General features: G+C 51.6%; 14 protein-coding genes and 1 pseudogene. 6 read left to right on the forward strand and 9 right to left on the reverse strand.

Annotated features, from left to right (window positions below; translation table 11 throughout):
• Window positions 1–86 precede the first annotated feature (86 nt).
• From M3090_RS07690 to M3090_RS07710, 5 genes are all read left to right on the forward strand, one after another.
• On the forward strand, window positions 87–2,429 hold the full coding sequence (locus M3090_RS07690; RefSeq protein ID WP_249055004.1) for a transglycosylase domain-containing protein: 2,343 nt from the start codon (window positions 87–89) through the stop codon (window positions 2,427–2,429).
• An 18-nt stretch (window positions 2,430–2,447) separates the two neighbouring features.
• A complete protein-coding gene (locus tag M3090_RS07695; RefSeq protein ID WP_249055007.1) occupies window positions 2,448–2,819 on the forward strand; it encodes a 2-amino-4-hydroxy-6-hydroxymethyldihydropteridine diphosphokinase in 372 nt (123 codons plus the stop codon).
• Window positions 2,820–2,849: 30 nt separating this feature from the next.
• Window positions 2,850–3,608: a 3-deoxy-manno-octulosonate cytidylyltransferase gene (kdsB, locus tag M3090_RS07700; RefSeq protein ID WP_249055010.1), complete on the forward strand. Its 759-nt coding sequence runs from the start codon at window positions 2,850–2,852 to the stop codon at window positions 3,606–3,608.
• Window positions 3,602–4,891: a M16 family metallopeptidase gene (locus M3090_RS07705; protein WP_249055012.1), complete on the forward strand. Its 1,290-nt coding sequence runs from the start codon at window positions 3,602–3,604 to the stop codon at window positions 4,889–4,891. Before kdsB ends, M3090_RS07705 begins: the two co-directional genes overlap by 7 nt.
• 132 nt (window positions 4,892–5,023) lie before the next feature.
• Entirely contained in the window at window positions 5,024–6,202 is a 1,179-nt protein-coding gene (locus M3090_RS07710; RefSeq protein ID WP_249055014.1) for an MORN repeat-containing protein, read from the forward strand.
• Window positions 6,203–6,291: 89 nt separating this feature from the next.
• Here M3090_RS07710 and M3090_RS07715 read toward each other — a convergent pair whose 3' ends face one another.
• From M3090_RS07715 to M3090_RS07740, 7 genes and pseudogenes are all read right to left on the reverse strand, one after another.
• Window positions 6,292–7,230: a ribose-phosphate pyrophosphokinase gene (locus tag M3090_RS07715; RefSeq protein WP_249055017.1), complete on the reverse strand. Its 939-nt coding sequence runs from the start codon at window positions 7,228–7,230 to the stop codon at window positions 6,292–6,294.
• A gap of 162 nt (window positions 7,231–7,392) precedes the next feature.
• A complete protein-coding gene (locus M3090_RS07720) occupies window positions 7,393–8,355 on the reverse strand; it encodes a fimbrillin family protein (protein WP_249055018.1) in 963 nt (320 codons plus the stop codon).
• 41 nt (window positions 8,356–8,396) lie between these two features.
• On the reverse strand, window positions 8,397–9,344 hold the full coding sequence (locus M3090_RS07725) for a FimB/Mfa2 family fimbrial subunit (RefSeq protein WP_249055020.1): 948 nt from the start codon (window positions 9,342–9,344) through the stop codon (window positions 8,397–8,399).
• 44 nt (window positions 9,345–9,388) lie between these two features.
• Window positions 9,389–10,120, reverse strand: coding sequence for a DUF3575 domain-containing protein (locus tag M3090_RS07730; RefSeq protein WP_249055022.1), 732 nt, complete (start codon window positions 10,118–10,120; stop codon window positions 9,389–9,391).
• A 28-nt stretch (window positions 10,121–10,148) separates the two neighbouring features.
• Window positions 10,149–10,523, reverse strand: a pseudogene (locus M3090_RS15990) (leucine-rich repeat domain-containing protein); the annotation flags it as partial.
• Window positions 10,487–11,317, reverse strand: a complete 831-nt coding sequence (locus M3090_RS07735) for a fimbrillin family protein (RefSeq protein WP_249055024.1) — start codon at window positions 11,315–11,317, stop codon at window positions 10,487–10,489. The pseudogene M3090_RS15990 and the gene M3090_RS07735, both read right to left, overlap by 37 nt.
• A 713-nt stretch (window positions 11,318–12,030) precedes the next feature.
• Window positions 12,031–13,329, reverse strand: a complete 1,299-nt coding sequence (locus M3090_RS07740) for a hemolysin family protein (RefSeq protein WP_249055026.1) — start codon at window positions 13,327–13,329, stop codon at window positions 12,031–12,033.
• 409 nt (window positions 13,330–13,738) lie between these two features.
• Here M3090_RS07740 and M3090_RS07745 point away from each other — a divergent pair, with 409 nt between their 5' ends.
• A complete protein-coding gene (locus M3090_RS07745) occupies window positions 13,739–14,563 on the forward strand; it encodes an alpha/beta hydrolase (protein WP_249055029.1) in 825 nt (274 codons plus the stop codon).
• Between the two features lie 69 nt (window positions 14,564–14,632).
• Here M3090_RS07745 and M3090_RS07750 read toward each other — a convergent pair whose 3' ends face one another.
• Together M3090_RS07750 and M3090_RS07755 are read right to left on the reverse strand one after the other, a co-directional pair.
• Window positions 14,633–16,003, reverse strand: coding sequence for a S41 family peptidase (locus M3090_RS07750; RefSeq protein ID WP_249055031.1), 1,371 nt, complete (start codon window positions 16,001–16,003; stop codon window positions 14,633–14,635).
• A 202-nt stretch (window positions 16,004–16,205) separates the two neighbouring features.
• The gene (locus M3090_RS07755; RefSeq protein WP_249055033.1) at window positions 16,206–16,796 is read right to left on the reverse strand and encodes a DUF4251 domain-containing protein; all 591 of its coding nucleotides are present in this window, start codon (window positions 16,794–16,796) and stop codon (window positions 16,206–16,208) included.
• Window positions 16,797–17,020: the final 224 nt, after the last annotated feature.

Genomic DNA, 17,020 nt, shown 5'->3' on the forward strand with positions numbered 1-17,020 from the left:
TATATCATATAAATGTGTAACTTTGTCGGCGTGAAAATCAGAAACGGATGCCGCCATCCATTCATCGTTAACTAAACTGCAGACCCATGATAAAGAAAATCATACTGACCCTCTGGGGGCTTCTGGCCCTGTGCGTCCTGGCTTGCGTGGCGCTCTTCTACTCCATCTCCCGTGGCTGGATAGGCTATATGCCCCCGGTGGAGGACTTGGAAAACCCCAACTATAAGTTTGCCACCGAGGTCCTCTCGGCCGACGGCAAGGTACTGGGCACCTACTCGTACAGCAAGGAAAACCGCGTCTACGTCGGCTACAACGACCTTTCGCCCAACCTCATCAACGCCCTCATCGCCACAGAAGACGTCCGCTTCGCCAGCCACTCCGGCATCGACGCCAAAGCCCTCTTCCGCGCCATCCTCAAGCGAGGCATCCTCATGCAGAAGAACGCCGGCGGAGGCAGCACCATCACCCAGCAACTCTCCAAGCAGCTATATTCGCCCGGTGCCGACAACGTCATGGAACGACTCTTCCAGAAACCCATCGAATGGGTCATCGCCGTCAAACTCGAACGCTACTACACCAAGGAAGAAATCCTCACCATGTACCTCAACAAGTTCGACTTCCTCAACAACGCCGTCGGCATCAAAACCGCCGCCCACACCTACTTCGGCTGCCAGCCCCGCGACCTCTCGGTAGAAGAAGCCGCCACCCTCGTGGGCATGTGCAAAAACCCCTCCCTCTACAACCCCCTCCGCCGCAAGGAACAAACCCGCGGGCGCCGCAACGTCGTCCTCGACCAAATGCGCAAGGCTGGCTACCTCACCCCCGCCCAGTGCGACTCCCTCCAAGCCCTCCCCCTCACGCTGCACTACAACCGCGTCGACCACAAAGAAGGCCTGGCCACCTACTTCCGCGAATACCTGCGCGGCCTGCTCACCGCCAAGAAGCCCGACCCAGCCCGTTACCGCGGCTGGCAGCGGCAGCAATTCTACGAAGATTCCATCGACTGGGAGACCAACCCCCTCTACGGCTGGTGCAACAAAAACTTCAAGAAAGACGGCAAACCCTACAACCTCTACACCGACGGACTGAAGATACACACCACCATCGACTCACGCATGCAGCAGTATGCCGAAGAAGCCGTCACCGAGCACCTCCGCGACATGCAACCCTACTTCTTCAAAGAGAAGAAAGGCGCCAAGAAAGCACCCTACACCTTCCGCCTCACACAACAGCAGGTAGACGACATCCTCGACCGCGCCATGCGCCAGTCCGACCGCTACCGCATCATGAAGAAACAGGGCAAGACCGAAGACGAAATCCGCCAAGCCTTCAACACACCCCAAGAGATGTCCGTCTTCACCTGGGAGAACGACCAGCAAGTGAAAGACACCGTCCTCACCCCGATGGACTCCATCCGCTACTACAAATACTTCCTCCGAGCCGGATTCATGTCCATGGACCCCCACAACGGACACGTCAAAGCCTACGTCGGAGGTCCCAACTACCACTACTTCCAGTACGACATGGCCATGGTCGGACGCCGACAGATAGGCTCCACCGTCAAACCCTACGTCTACACCCTCGCCATGGAGAACGGCTTCTCCCCCTGCGACGAGGCACGCCACGTGCAATACACCCTCATGGACGAAAACGGCAAACCCTGGACACCCCGCAACGCCAATAAGAAACGCCTCGGCGAGATGGTCACCCTCAAGTGGGGCCTGGCCAATTCCGACAACTGGATTACCGCCTACCTGATGAGCAAGCTCAACCCCTACGAACTGAAACGCCTGCTCCACAACTTCGGCCTCCGCAACCAAGACATCTTCCCCTCCGTCTCCCTCTGCCTCGGTCCCTGCGAGGTGTCCGTGGGCGAGATGGTCAGCGCCTACACCGCCTTCCCCAACAAAGGCATCCGGGTGGCACCCCTTTTCGTCACCCACATCGAAGACAGCGAGGGCAACATCGTAGCCACTTTCTCGCCCGACATGCAAGAGGTCATCAGCGCCTCCAGCGCCTACAAGATGCTCGTCATGCTCCGCGCCGTCATCAACGAAGGCACCGGCGGCCGCGTCCGCTTCCGCTACGGTGTCAAGGCAGACATGGGCGGCAAGACCGGCACCACCAACAACAACTCCGACGGTTGGTTCATGGGATTCACCCCCTCGCTCGTATCCGGATGCTGGTTCGGAGGCGAAGACCGCGACATCCATTTCGACACCATGCTCCACGGTCAGGGAGCCTCGACCGCCCTGCCCATCTGGGCGAAGTTCATGAACAAAGTCTTTGCCGACAAGAGCCTGGGATACGACGAGACAGAAACCTTCCAGCTCCCGCCCGACTACGACCCCTGCGCCGATGACGTAGCGACTGAAAACCTTTTCGAGAACGATGAACCCGTCGAAGGGCTGGACGAGTTTTTCGAGTAAATCCACGAGGAGAGGGATATGGTCTATACGGTTTGTATCGGGAGCAACGAACATCCTCAAGCCAACCTGGCGTTTGCCCGCAGGCGGCTGTCGGAGTGTTTCCCGGGCATCCGTTTCTCAAAAGAAGAAGAGACGGAGCCATTGTTCTTCCGGCGTCGTGTGCTGTTCTCCAATCAGTTGGCCCGCTTCTCATCCGAATTGACCCGCCAGGAGGTCTGCCTCTGTTTGAAAGGTATCGAGCGGGAGGCGGGACGCAAAGCAGAGGAAAAACAACGGGAAATCGTAAGGCTCGATATCGACCTGCTGGCTTGCGACGGCCAAGTGTGCAGGCCCGACGACTGGGCACGCGATTATGTGAGGCGCGGTCTCAGCGAACTTGACAGATTATGAATACACAGAAGTACATATAGAAGAAACAGCATGAAATACATAGGAATAATCCCTGCCCGTTACGCTTCCACGCGTTTTCCGGCCAAACCCTTGGCCATGTTGGGCGGAAAAACAGTCATTGAACGGGTGTATGAACAAGTCTCAGGCGTGTTGGACGATGCTTGGGTAGCCACGGACGACGAACGCATAGCCGATGCCGTGCGTGCCTTTGGCGGCCGGGTGGTGATGACCTCAGTGCATCACAAGAGTGGTACCGACCGTTGCCGCGAAGCATTTGAAAACATCGGGCAACATTTCGACGTGGTCGTGAACATCCAGGGAGACGAACCTTTCATACAGCCTTCTCAGTTGGAAACAGTGAAAGCCTGCTTCGAAGATCCCGCCACAGAGATTGCTACCCTGGTGAAGCCTTTCGCCCCCGCAGACGGGTTGGAGGCGTTGGAGAATCCCAATTCACCCAAGGTCGTGGTTGATGCGCAGATGAATGCCCTCTATTTCAGCCGCTCGGTCATCCCTTATTTGCGCAACGTACAGCGTTCGGAGTGGCTCGCGCACCATACTTTTTATAAGCACATCGGGCTTTATGCCTATCGCTCGGAGGTGCTGAAAGCTATTACCTCTTTGCCCCAGTCGCCTCTCGAACTGGCCGAGTCGCTTGAGCAACTCCGCTGGCTGGAGAACGGGTACACCATCAAAGTGGGCATTACCCAAGTGGAAACCATCGGTATCGATACGCCCCAGGACTTGGAGCGGGCGGAACGTTTTTTGAAAGAGCGTGCGCAATGTTAGACCGGACTACTCCTCCCAATATACGCAAGCCGGAAACCTTTTCCGTGCGCGAGCCAGTCTGTACCCATCTTTCTAATGGGATACCCGTTTATACATTCAATGCAGATGAGAGCGATGTCATACGTATCGACCTCTTGTTCGGGGGGGGGCGTTGGCATCAGGAGCAACCGTTGCAGGCCTTGTTTGCCAACCGTATGCTGCGCGAAGGCACACGACGTTTCTCTTCCGAACAGGTGGCCGAACGCTTAGACTATTACGGTGCATGGCTGGAGTTGGCTTGTGCGGCCGAATATACCTACCTCACGCTTTATTCCTTGAGCAAATACCTGCCTCAGACGTTGGAAGTGTTGGAGTCTGTTGTCAAAGAGCCGCTTTTTCCACAGAAAGAACTGGACATTGTCTTAGAAACAAATGTCCGCCAGTTTCTGGTCAATTCATCAAAGACTGATTACCTGGCTCTTCGCCGTTTGATGAATCTTCTTTATGGAGACGGGCATCCAGCCGGTCATTTATTGAAGGAAGAGGATTACCGGCGGATATCGCCTGACGTGTTGCGGAGTTTTTATGAGCGTTATTACCATTCAGCCAATTGCTCCATCTATTTGGCCGGACGTGTGGACGAACGCTGTCTTCGCCTGGTTGAAGAACGTTTCGGGCGGACTGCTTTCGGCACTGGTGATGCTCCTGCGGAACGGTTTCATTACCAACCTATCGTTAGTCCGGAGAAGTCTTTCTTCATAGAGCGGAAAGGAGCTGTGCAGAGTGCGGTGCGTATGGGGATGCTTTCCCTGAACCAAAATCATCCGGATTACCTGAAACTGCGTGTGCTTATCACTCTGTTCGGAGGCTATTTTGGCAGTCGTCTCATGTCCAATATCCGTGAGGAGAAAGGACTTACTTACGGCATATCAGCCGGTTTGCTCCCCTATCCGGGAGAAGGCGTATTGACCATTGCAGCCGATACAGCTTGCGAAAATGTTCATGCTTTGGTAGAAGAGGTTTATGCCGAGATAGACCGTTTGCACACTGAAGTTGTGTTGGCCGACGAGTTGGAGCGGGTGCGTAATTATATGTTGGGCGAGATGTGCCGGAGTTACGAGTCTGTCTTTTCCTTGTCTGATGCGTGGATATTCATCCATGTCTCAGGGCTGGAGAAGTCTTATTTGTCAGCCATTCCTGAAGCCATTAATACGGTTACTGCCGGGGAACTGGGTGAATTGGCGCGGAAATATTTGTGCAAAGAGAACTTAAAGGTTGTGGTCTGTGGGGAAAAAATATCCTAAAAAGAGAGGTAGAAGCCCTGTTTTGAGAGATAAATTGTAACTTTGTCCACACGATTCTTGTTTACTTACCGATGTCTGGGGGGATACCCGGAGCATGGAAAGAAGCATAACATAATAATATTGAAACAGATTATGAGAAGAACTAATATATGGCAGGCATTTGTATTGATATGCTTGTGTGCGGTTACCCCTGTGCAGGCTCAGCAGACAGGAGGTTTCTTTGGGAAGGTGAAGGGATTGTTTTCCTCTGAAATACATATAGGTACATATACGTTCAAGGACGGTTCGGTATATACCGGCGAGATAAAAGGCAGGAAGCCCAATGGCAAGGGGAAAACGGTTTTTCAGAACGGTGATGTCTACGAAGGCGAGTATGTGAAGGGAAAGCGCGAGGGGCACGGAGTCTATACCTTTGCTGACGGAGAGCGTTATGATGGCAACTGGTATCAAGACCAGCAACACGGTAAGGGCATTTTCTACTTTATGAACAACAACCGCTACGATGGCACTTGGTACCAGGATTACCAGCACGGCGAAGGTACGATGTATTATTATAACGGTGATGTCTATCACGGTAACTGGGTGAATGACAAGCGTGAAGGCCAGGGGACATACACGTGGAAGAACGGTTCTGAATACGTGGGTACCTGGAAAGGAGACAAGAAAGAAGGCCAGGGCGTGTTGACATGGAACGACTCGAGCAAGTATAATGGAGAATGGAAAGAAGATGTGCGCGAAGGCCAGGGAACGTTTGAGTATGCCAACGGTGACAAATACGTGGGGCAGTGGTCTCGGGACATGCAGGACGGTAAGGGCATTTATTTCTTTCATACCGGCGACCGCTATGAGGGCGACTATGTGCAGGGAGAGCGTACAGGTGAAGGTATTTATTATTATGCCAATGGCGACAAGTACGTGGGGCATTTCGAGAACGGTTTGAAGGAAGGGCAGGGTACTTTTACCTGGGCCAACGGGGCTGTATATGAAGGTGAATGGAAGAATAATCTGCGCGAGGGGCAAGGCACGTATAAATGGAGTGCGGGAGACTCGTATGCGGGTGAATGGAAGAATGACAAGTTCAACGGGCAAGGTACGCTGATTATGACCGACGGCTCGCAATACAAAGGCGGGTTTGTGGACGGACTGGAAGAAGGAAACGGTGTGCAGACCGACAAGAATGGCGGACGCTACGAGGGCTCTTTCAAGCAGGGAAAGAAAGACGGGTCTTTTGTGGAGACTGACAAATATGGCCGCATCGTCCGTAGGGGAACGTACAAGATGGGGCGTATTTCCTCCATCGAAGGTCAGTAAGCTGATTGGCACGCAGGTGCCGGGATTTAAAGCCAAGGGGGCATGCCGGAAAGGCATGCCCCCTTGATTCTTTGGTGCGTATGGAGCTCTCAGATGATGTATTGCGAGCTGATGGACTCGTTGTTCATCACACGGCGGATGGTTTCGGCAAACATGGCTGCGATGCTCAGTTGCTTTACCTTGTCGCATTTCTTCGAGTAGGGGATACTGTCGGTGAAGACCATTTCCGTCAGGGCCGATTCCTGGATGCGGAACGAGGCCGGGTCGGACATGACGCAGTGGCTGGCAATGGCGCGCACCGAACGGGCTCCTGCTTCCTTCATGATGTTGGCAGCTTTGGTGATGGTGCCGGCCGTGTCTACAATGTCATCGATGAGCACGACGTTCTTGTCTTGCACGTTGCCGATGATTTGCATGCTGGCCACCACGTTGGCTTTCTCGCGTGTCTTGTTGCAGAGCACCAGGGGCACGTCCAGGTACTTAGAGAATGTGCTGGCACGTTTTGAGCCGCCCACGTCGGGGGTAGCGATGACCAGGTTCTCCAGGTTCAGTGACTGGATGTAGGGCAGGAACACGGCCGAAGCGTAGAGGTGGTCTACGGGGATGTTGAAGAAACCCTGAATCTGGTCGGCGTGCAGGTCCATCGTGATGAGGCGGTCGATGCCGGCCACAGACAGCAGGTCGGCTACCAGCTTGGCGCCGATGGACACACGGGGTTTGTCCTTGCGGTCCTGGCGGGCCCAGCCGAAGTAGGGGATAACGGCTACGATGCTCTTGGCCGACGCGCGCTTGGCAGCGTCAATCATCAGGAGCAGTTCCATGAGGTTGTCCGAGTTGGGGAAGGTAGACTGTACCAGGAACACGTGGCGTCCGCGGATAGACTCTTCGTAGGACACGGCAAACTCGCCGTCGGCGAAATGGGTGATGTTCATCTTACCCAGCGGGCAGTTGAGGTGGTTGCAGATTTTCTCTGCCAGGTATCTCGAATTTGTACCCGAGAAGACCATGAAAGGTGCTTTTTCGCTCATTGTGTAGTAGATAGTATATAACCTAAGTTGTTAATATGGCGCAAAGGTATGAAATTCCTGTTACATGGAGCAGGCTTCTTGTATAAAAAATGCGGCCCTCTCCGCATTTTCTGGCAGGAGAGGGCCGCAGGTTGCTGGCACAGGTTGCTGGCACAGGTTGCCTTATTGGATGTCCATGTCGGCACCGCCGTTGATGGTGTCGGTTGTGCCCCACTGGCTGATGGTCAGCCCGGTGCTGGTCAGCTCTATCTCGCCCTTGTTCAGTCTGAGGGTCAGGGCATAGATGGTGTTGCTTTCAGCGGTGATGGCCTTGTCCAAGGTGTAGGTGTAGGCCGTGCCGTCTGTGGTGGTGATGCGCACGAACTCGGTGCCTTGGCTTATTGTCTGTCCCGGCACGAGGATGGCGCGGTAGGTGTCGTTGTCGTTATAGGCAGTCAGGGTGGTGGCAGTGGTGGTGGCAGCGGCGGGTGCGATGTCGCCGTCGGCTAGGGTCAGCGTGCCGCCCAGGATGAAGCCAGCCGGGCACTTCAGCTCTACTTTAGCGATTGTCGGCAGGGGGGCTCCCGATGTGTAGCCGTCGCCGCCTTGCAGCTTCACGGTCACTTGGCTCATCGTGTGTCCCATGGCGATGGATACGTTGTTTTGTGCCTGGCCGCTGAAGGTGCCGTAGAGCACGTCGGCGTTCTCGAAGCCGGCGATGCCTGCCGCCTGTTGGTCAGCCTGGATAGTGACGGGCACGTTGTATGCGCCTGCTGTCAAGTCTGTGTGAGGGTAGTAGGCGTAGATGGTGTGTACGTCGGCCGTGTTCTGCCAGTAGAGCTGTTCGCCTTTTATGATGCTCCCGTTCTGCCACGTGCTGTTCTGCACGATGGAGTTGGCGATGGGCACTTGTGCGCTGGCACCTTCCGTCCAGGCCAGGAAGAGGCCCACGTTGTCGTTGGCGTCGAAGGAGGTGGCACCGATGGCAGCCTTGGTGTCTGCCGTGGCGGCGGGTGCCGGCATCAGTTGCAGGTCGATGGGCTTGTTGATGTCCACACCGCCCAGGTTCTCGTCGTTGTTGCTACATGCTGTGGCCAGCAGTGCGATACTTGCTGTGTAGAGCAGCCCTTTCATTTCTCTTTTCATTGTCTTTAGTTGTTGATTGATTGTTAGTAATATATGTTCTGTTATTCTTTGTCTGTCCTTCCCTTTATCTCCATGTCTGCCCCGCCTTCGGTGCTGTCCACCTGTCCCCATCCGCTGATGCTGAACAGGGCGTCGACGGGCGAGGTGACAATCAGGTCGATGTCTCCGCCCAGGTCGAAGGGGTCGTCCGGGTCATCGGCTCCGGGGTTGTCGAAGTCGTCGAAGTCCTCCAGTTCGTCTGTCAGGTCATAATCCTGCGTGTCGTCGCGTCCGTCGTCGGTGGTCAGGGTCAGGGTGAGTGTGATGCCCTGTGTGGGGTCCAGCCCCAGCAGGCGGTGTTCGGCGGCGAAGGCCGTGCCGTCGTCGGTGGGGGTGAAGTGCAGGCGTATGCTGCCCGTGGCTGTGGTTGCAGCCGTGGCGGGGACTTGTCCGGCCAGCCAGGGGTCGATGACGCGGCTGGTGCGCACGCCGGTCAGCAGGCCGGTGAGCGACTGCACTTGGGTGGGGTCGCCTTGTCCGGCGTTCAGGACGATGCGCAGCAGCCGGGTGCAGGGTTGCAGGCCGATGGCGGCGCGGGTGTCGGTGCCGGACTCGATGGTCAGGTGGGTGCTGCCTGCCCACAGGTCGCCTACCGAGGGCAGGCTGCCGTCGTCTTCCGTGTCCGTCACGGCGGCGGTCCCGTTGCTGACGGACAGGCGTTCGGCTTCGGTGCAGGCCAGGGCGTGGTAGCGTCCCGGTGCCAGCCTGTCCAGGGTGGTGCCGTCGGCGGGTGTGTGGGTGTCGATGGCGGGTGTGGCCAGCGGGTCGTCATAGGGCAGCACCTCCAGTTGCACGTCGCGGGGAGTGGCGGTGCCCCAGTCGTAGGTCAGGACGGCGCGGCCGGGGTGCGGGTGGGGCAGGTCGCACATCTGTTTGTCGTTGCAGGCGGCCAAGGCTCCGAGCAGGAGCAGGCTGCCGATGGTTGCGTGTAGGGGATATAGCTTGTTCATCGTTCTTCGTTCCTCATTCCTTATTCTTCATTCCTCATTCTTCATTAAAACCGGTAGCTGATGCTGACGTGCAGGTCGGTCAGGCCGAAGGTGTTCTTCACGCGGCCGGCGGCCAGGCGCTCGTAGCAGCGGGTGTCGGGGTGCCACTGGTATTTGTCGTACTTGGCGCGGACGTAGCCCAGGCCCAGCCCGGCGTCCACCGTCCAGCGGCGGCGCAGCACCCAGGTGTGGCCGTAGTTGATGCCGGCCAGGGTGAACTGTCCGCGGCGGCCGGGGTCGTTCCAGGCGACGTCGTACTGTCCGGAGCGTATGCCCAGGCCGAGGTGGTGGCCCAGGTAGCGGCCGTCGGGGCGGAGCCAGTAGCGGGCCTCGCCGCCGATGCTCCAGTTTTCGATGATGGTGTTGCCGTCGGGGTAGCCCCACCAGCCGTAGACGCCGTCGAGGGCGAGGGAGAGGCGAGGGCTGACGAAGACTTCCACGCCGAGGTTGGGCGCCAGGAGGGCGTAGGGCAGGGTGTTGGTGGTGAGGGCCACGCGCACGGGGCGGCGGTCGTCTTGTGCCTGCACGCGGGGGGCGAGGCAGAGCAGGGCGGCCAGGGCCGCGGTGATGAGTATCTGTTTCTTCTTCATATGCGTATATGGGGGCTTAGGGGTTGGTGGTGGTGTCGGGCCAGTGGCCGGTGTAGCTGGCGGGGGCGAGGTAGTCGCCCGTGCCGCGGTAGCCGTAGTAGATGTGCTGCCAGGTGTGTTCGCCGTAGTTGTGGTATGTTGTCGCATCGAACTCTTCCTCCGGACAGTTGAGGTAGAGGGTGGTGAGGGAGGTGCAGCCGTCGAAAGGTGAGATAAGAAATAGTACACCGGTCGGCAGGCAGATGCTGGTTAAGGCCTCGCAGCCACCGAATACGAATTCTTGAAGCTCGTTGGCTTGTGGTAGGCTGACGCTGGTTAAGGATGTACAGTCTGTGAACGCATTGGGGCCGATGCTTTTGGCTTGTGGTAGGCTGACGCTGGTTAAGGATGTGCAAGCATAGAACGCACCGAAGTCGATGCTTTTGGCTTGTGGCAGGCTGACGTTGGTTAAGAATGTGCAGCCCCAGAACGCACTGAAGCCGATGTCGGTGGCTTGTGGCAGGTTGACGCTGGTTAAGGATTCGCAATTAGAGAACGCACTAGAGCCGATGTTGGTGGCTTGGGCAAGTAAATCTCAGTAATATTGCTGTCGCTAAAGCCTAATTCCTCCCAGTCTGTATAGTCCTCGGCATTGGCCGTGACGTAGAGGTGGGTAATCTCATTCTTGTGGCTGTTTAGGGTGGACATGTCGTCGCCATTGAGCGTGCCGGTTATCAGCACCTTGTCGGGGGTGGCCTCAGGCCATACGCTGGCCAGGCTGCCGGGCGTGGTGCATGAGATGATGGTAACGTCGGTCGCGCTGGTGGTGGTCAGCGATGTCCCTGCCTGCAATCCTCCGGCGGGGAGGGTGAGGGTGAGGAGCTTGTCGGAGAGGATGCCGAAGGTGCTGGCGGTGGTGGGGTCGGCGGTGGGGTTGCCGTCCAGGGTGACGGTGCCCGTGGCGGGGGCGTCGGTCAGGTAGACGGGGGCGGAGGAGGTGGAGATGACCTGTATCTTCGCCAGGGGGTGGTGGAGGTTGAGGGTGACGCCGTCGGTGGTGGGTGCGGTCTGGGTGGCATCGGAGGTGGTGCGCAACTGTGCGTAGGTGGCGAGGTCGGCGGCGGTCCACTCGGTGGGGAGGGTGAGGGGGAGGGTGGTGCCGTCGGTGCAGGCGTCGGCCATCGCGGCGGGGCTGATGGCGGTGAAGCGGTAGGTGCCGGTGGAGGCGGGCCAGCGCAAGGGGGCGGTGGAGGTCCAGCCGGTGGTGGTGGAGTAGGTGTAGTCGGCCTGCTGGATGAGGGTGCCGTCGTCCGCCAGGAGGTAGACGGTCATGGTGGTGCCCTGGGCGGGGATAAAATCAGACAAAAGAAAAGGTTTCTGCTTAGCTGCTCAGCATCATAATATTTTAGTCGATTTAGACATCCCTTTGCCGAAGCAAACATACACTTATCGTCTCGGTAAAAATCTCACAATGATTACGCTAGGAGTTTTTCCATTACAAACGCCATTCCCCTTCGAAAAGCACCTATATTTATAAACAAATATTACCTCCAGAATCACGCCCCTTCGAACTCTGACCAAAGTCCTACCAAAGTCGTTCCAAAGTCGTACCAAGTTCGAGTGCTTAGAAACGAACAAAAGACGAATTTGGAACGAGTTTGAAAGCAATAATTATGCAGATATTTTACTTACAAGCACATTATTTTTTTATGAACAGGCAATCTTATGCCACCTCATTCTTTTGAGATACTGGGGAAGAGGTTAAAAAGAATAAAAAGAAAAACCGGATGCTGCCCGGAAAAGCTACGGCAAGCGTAAAATCAGCTAGAATGAAAAATAACAGTTTCGTTATCGGCAATTTCTCTAATTTAGGTTGATAGTCTAAGAACTAATCCAGATTTCTTTTGTTCAAGCACTTTGATTGGTAGCTTAAATTCTTTCATTTCCTATTCATCCCAGTTTCTGCATACTCTGTTCAAATACGGGCAAAAGGCATTTCAAGGTCTTGTGCAGAAGCTGTTGATGGAAGTTCTCGGCGGCGAGGTACGTATCGTTAAAGTGCATGTATTACTCAAGATTCATTTTCCCTCTTCTTCTTCATGTTTTACCACCAGCAGTTTGTCTACCCGTCCGCGATCCATGTCGACAACCTCAAATTCCAGGTTCTTATAAGTGAACAGGTCTCCGGCCTTGGGTACACGGCCGATAAGGAACATGGCCAATCCGCTCAATGTGGTAAAATCTTCTTCTTTCAGGTCATCGTAATTCAGAATTCCCATGGCATCCATGAAGTCGTCTATATTCATGGAGGCTTCTACCAAAAGCGAACCATCCTGACGGCGTACAATTTCTTCTTCTTCTGTTTCGTTTTCTTCCAATATGTCACCGAAGATGCTTTCAGTCAGGTCGTGCAGCGTGATAATGCCTTCTGTATTTCCATATTCATCTACTACTACTCCAAACTTATTTTTGTTCTTCTTGAACAGTTCAAGTACTTTTTTTGCATACAAGCTTTCCGGAATGAAGAGAGGGGGGCGTGCTATGCTGCGTAAGTTGAACGGCTGATTACTGCCCAGCATAATAATGATATCTTTTACCGATACGACGCCAATGACTTCATCTTTTCCACTTTCTACCAGTAGGTATTTGCTGAAATGCTGCTCACTGATGATGCGTAATACGTCTTCGCGGGTATCATTAGGATGCATTACCACAATATCTCTTCGATAAGTCATTAAATCGTTGGCCCGTTTGTCTGAAAAGCGGAATACATCACGCAGCATTTCTGTTTCTTCCTTATCTATCACACCTTGTTCCGAACTCTGGTGTAAAATCATCTTCAATTCTTCCTGTGTCATTTGCCGTTCTTCATTTTCTCCTAAACCAATCAGTCGGTTTACCAATTTAGTAGAAGCGCTGAGGAGGTAAACGAAAGGATACGACACATTTTTGACAGCTATCATGAACGGACTGAGCCGTGTTGCCCATTTTTCAGGATCACTTAATGCGATGGATTTAGGAACCAGCTCTCCTATGATAAGCGATAAATAAGTGATAATTACTACTACGGTAGCTACAGCCAGTGTATGTGCATAAGGTTCGATTCCAGGAATCAGTCTGAACAAAGGTTCTACTTCATCAGAAAGTGTGGCACCTCCATATGCACCAGATACAATACCTATGAGTGTGATGCCGATTTGAATGGTCGAAAGAAATTTTTCGGGTTCTTCCAGTTGCTGCAGCACGCCTTTGGCTCTTTTGTTGCCTTTTCCAATCATTGTTTCCAGGCGTGCTTTGCTGGCCGATACCAGCGCTAATTCGTACATGGCAAAAATGCCGTTAAGAAGTAATAAAAATAGAATAATTAAAAATTCCATAAAGGTTTTAAATGGTTTCCGGCACAAACATACAAATTTTTTATTGATTATGAAAATACTATGCGTATGAGTGTGTTTAAAAAACATTTATCCTATCTTTCTGTAACTGTTAAGTAGATGCTGAAATTTAGCTTATACTATCATGAAAGAAAACAATGGTAACTGAATTCTCCTCCTCCCCGGAGGAGGGAAAGTCAGCTACTGCTTGTGTCCTACCTAAATTTTCATTCATAGTATAACTAAATGTGAACAATTACTTATATATGAATTTTGAGTTTTTGTCTATTTGCAAAAAGGCATATCTAAATGGCTTAAATAGCCTGTTCATAAGGTGAAATGTATTAAAAGGCATGGAGATGAAGAAGAAAATACCTACTTTTGTTCAATAATAAACTAAATGACTAAAAATATGGAAAGAAAAATCTTTTTGTTTGCTTTGTTCTTATGGGCTGGCTGTTTTTCGTTGAATGCAGCTCGGGTTGATACTCTGATGGTTAAAAGCCCTTCAATGAAGAACAGTGTAAAAGTTGTTTTTATTTTGCCGGATAAAGCTTTGGGGGATAAAGCACAGTCTTGCCCTGTTGTTTACCTGTTGCATGGATATGGGGGGAATGCAAAAAGCTGGATTGAATTGAAGCCGGAATTACCTGCCATTGCCGATGCAAAAGGTTGGATATTTGTATGTCCCGATGGTAAAAACAGTTGGTATTGGGATAGTCCTCTTCATGCCGATTTTCGATATGAAACATTCGTCTCTTCTGAACTGGTAGACTATACAGATGGGCATTATGCTACAAAAGCAGATCGTCGTTTTCGGGCTATTTCGGGTTTGAGTATGGGAGGACATGGTGCCTTGTGGCTTTCCATCCGTCATAAAGACACATTTGGAGCAGCAGGTAGTATGAGTGGTGGAGTAGACATACGTCCTTTCCCGGACAATTGGAATATGAAAGACCAGCTAGGGGAATATGCAGACAACAAAGAAGTGTGGGACAATCATACTGTAATGACACAGTTGGATAAGATTGCCAATGGAGAACTGGCTCTGTTAATTGATTGTGGAGAAGATGACTTTTTTCTAAATGTCAATCAAGAACTGCATAAGCAGCTCTTACAGCGGAAGATTGATCATGACTTTATTACCCGTCCCGGAGGTCATACTTCCGAATATTGGAATAACTCTATCGATTATCATTTGCTGTTCTTCGAGAAATTCTTCGCTAAAAGCAACTGATTGGTTTACGCGCACAAATGATGTTTAAGGAAAAGAATGTTATCATTTGTGCGCGTATTTTTTCTCATTCTACTTTAAATGCACCGATTGTGCCTCTCTTCGTTTCACGGAATTGTGCAATACCGTAGTCCGCAAACCACTGGCGGTTGATGTGGTAGCCGAAGTTCCGCCTATTAGTCCTAATGCTGTGTTCAGCATCAATTCATCAGGATTGCCAAAAGGTAAAAAGCGGGCAAGGTCACTGTTTTCATTTGCGGCAACATCGGCTTGAAAACCATTTTCATAATCAGAACTACCTGCTGAATTATATATCTTGCACACAATAGGGTTCATGACTATCATCAGTTCTTCATTCGTAAATTCCATAGACCCTACATTCTTTCCTTCGGTGGTAGAACCTATCAGCACCACATTCATATAAGGTTTTAAGCAGTTGATGAGCATCTCTGAGGCGGAAGCTGTTTCTCCGCTTGTCAAGACATAAAGAGTGGATAAGTTTAGGTTAGCCCCTTTTCCAATCAGTGCCTCATCCAGATAAAGCGTGCTTTCTCGTTCTTGAAAATTCGTGTTAAATTCCAAGTAACCCAAAGTTTGCCCCAAAGCTGTAGATGGGGCCAACATAGTGCACAATAATGCTGCGCACGACAATAATCCTCCGTTATTATAGCGTAAGTCCAATATAAATTCATTGACTTGTTGGGCAGCAAAATATTGGAAGGCTTCCCGTAAGTTTTCATCATATTCATTGCTGTTGTCTGTGATGCCGGAACTGAAATGATTGTACACCAGATAGCCTACCCGTTTCCCTCCTGTCAAATAGACATTCTGGTAATGCACCGGATTGTCGTTTATGGTGCGTGCCGATGCGATGTCTTGTGGTTCGGCATATGCCAATATGGTATCTTGCGCAGCGTCGTAATAACCGACTGTCAGTCTCATACTTCCACTGCCGTACAGCAGACTATAATTATCTTCAGTGATTGCTTTTCCGTCCATTTCCATAATCCAATCTCCTCGTTGCAGGCCAATTTCGCCAGCCGGACTGTCTGGAGCCACGTAAAGAATATGGGCATATAACGCCGTATCGTTTCCTTCCACTCGATTGGTCGTGAATTGAAGACCATAGCTGTAGTCTGTATAAGGAATGCTCCGTGTACTATATTTCAGGCTGTCTATGGTAGAATAGTGGCTTCCTCCCTTCCCGTCTTTATCAGAAAGCAAAGAAGAGAAAAATGAAAATGGATCGGTGAAATAGTTCAAGTCATTGGTATTAGGGATTTCCTGGTTCCAGTAATACCATACACGCATAGTGTCGTCTATCCAACGGTCAGTCTTAGTCTGCTCGGCATAGGCAGCCCATCGGTCTACGCCGCATGAGCCGAAATATATAGGAGTAAGTAATACTCCTGCCAGTACAATGAATATATATCTTGTTTTCATGACCGCAAAATTAGAAAATACTTTGCTATCATCGATCTTTTCGGGGAAATAAATAGGGATTTTAGTACATTAAATGCGTACTAACTCCCTATTTTTCATGCTTCTTAATATTTTGCCATTTCCTACATGGGATGATTTTTGCAATAGAATAAAGGGGCTGTCGTTTTAAAAAACGTTTTCTCCCATGTTGAGTGTTGTCCTTTTACCATGACCTTCCTTTGAAGATATTCGATTGTTCCAAAGAAATGATTTTTCCTCTCAATGTCAAGGTTTGCGAGTTGAAGTTTGGGCTGATGCTTACAGTCGCCTCGTTGTCTCCATTGACAAGGGTCATGAATACTTGTGCGGAAATGCCTGTTCCCATGATGCTGAAACTGTAAGTCACGTTGCCTCTTTTGTCTGTTTTCATTTTGACTCCCGATACCGTACCGTCTACTGTTACACCGCCTATGCCGTTAGGACCGGCAAAATGCGTATTGAAAGCCACTTGTACGGTTCCACGATTTTGGTTTACCAGTACAAAGTTGGTGTTGGTATTTACATAAGCAGTTTCACCTCTTTTAAAAATGACCTGATCGGCTTCCAGTACGAACTGCTTTTCTTCCAAAGCTTTTACCGCTTCAGCATATGCAGCAGATTCTTCAATTTCTTGGGCGGCTTTTTGCCGTGCGCGTTCTGCATCTCGCAAAGCTTTGGGATTTGTCAGGCTGTCCACTGTCTCTGTTTGGGCAAATACTTCATTTGAAATGGTGGCCATTAAAGCCACAGCCATTAATACAATAAACTTTTTCATACTTCTCATTTTTGTTTAGGTTTATAATTTTGTTGTCTTCTTTACTTCTTACAATAACAGTGCCTTTTTTATATTGTTCGTTTCATCTTTCTGATATTTAGTAATTTTTATGAGAATCTTCAAGGGATGTGCTGGAAAGGTTGCGGAAAGCAGAAAAATACGGGCTATACGGGAGTGCAGCCTTTCTTTGAAGTGCATGCATTCCCGTGTAGCCCGTTTCTATA

This window comes from Bacteroides sp. ET71, from assembly GCF_023336905.1.
Taxonomy (GTDB): Bacteria; Bacteroidota; Bacteroidia; order Bacteroidales; family Bacteroidaceae; genus Bacteroides.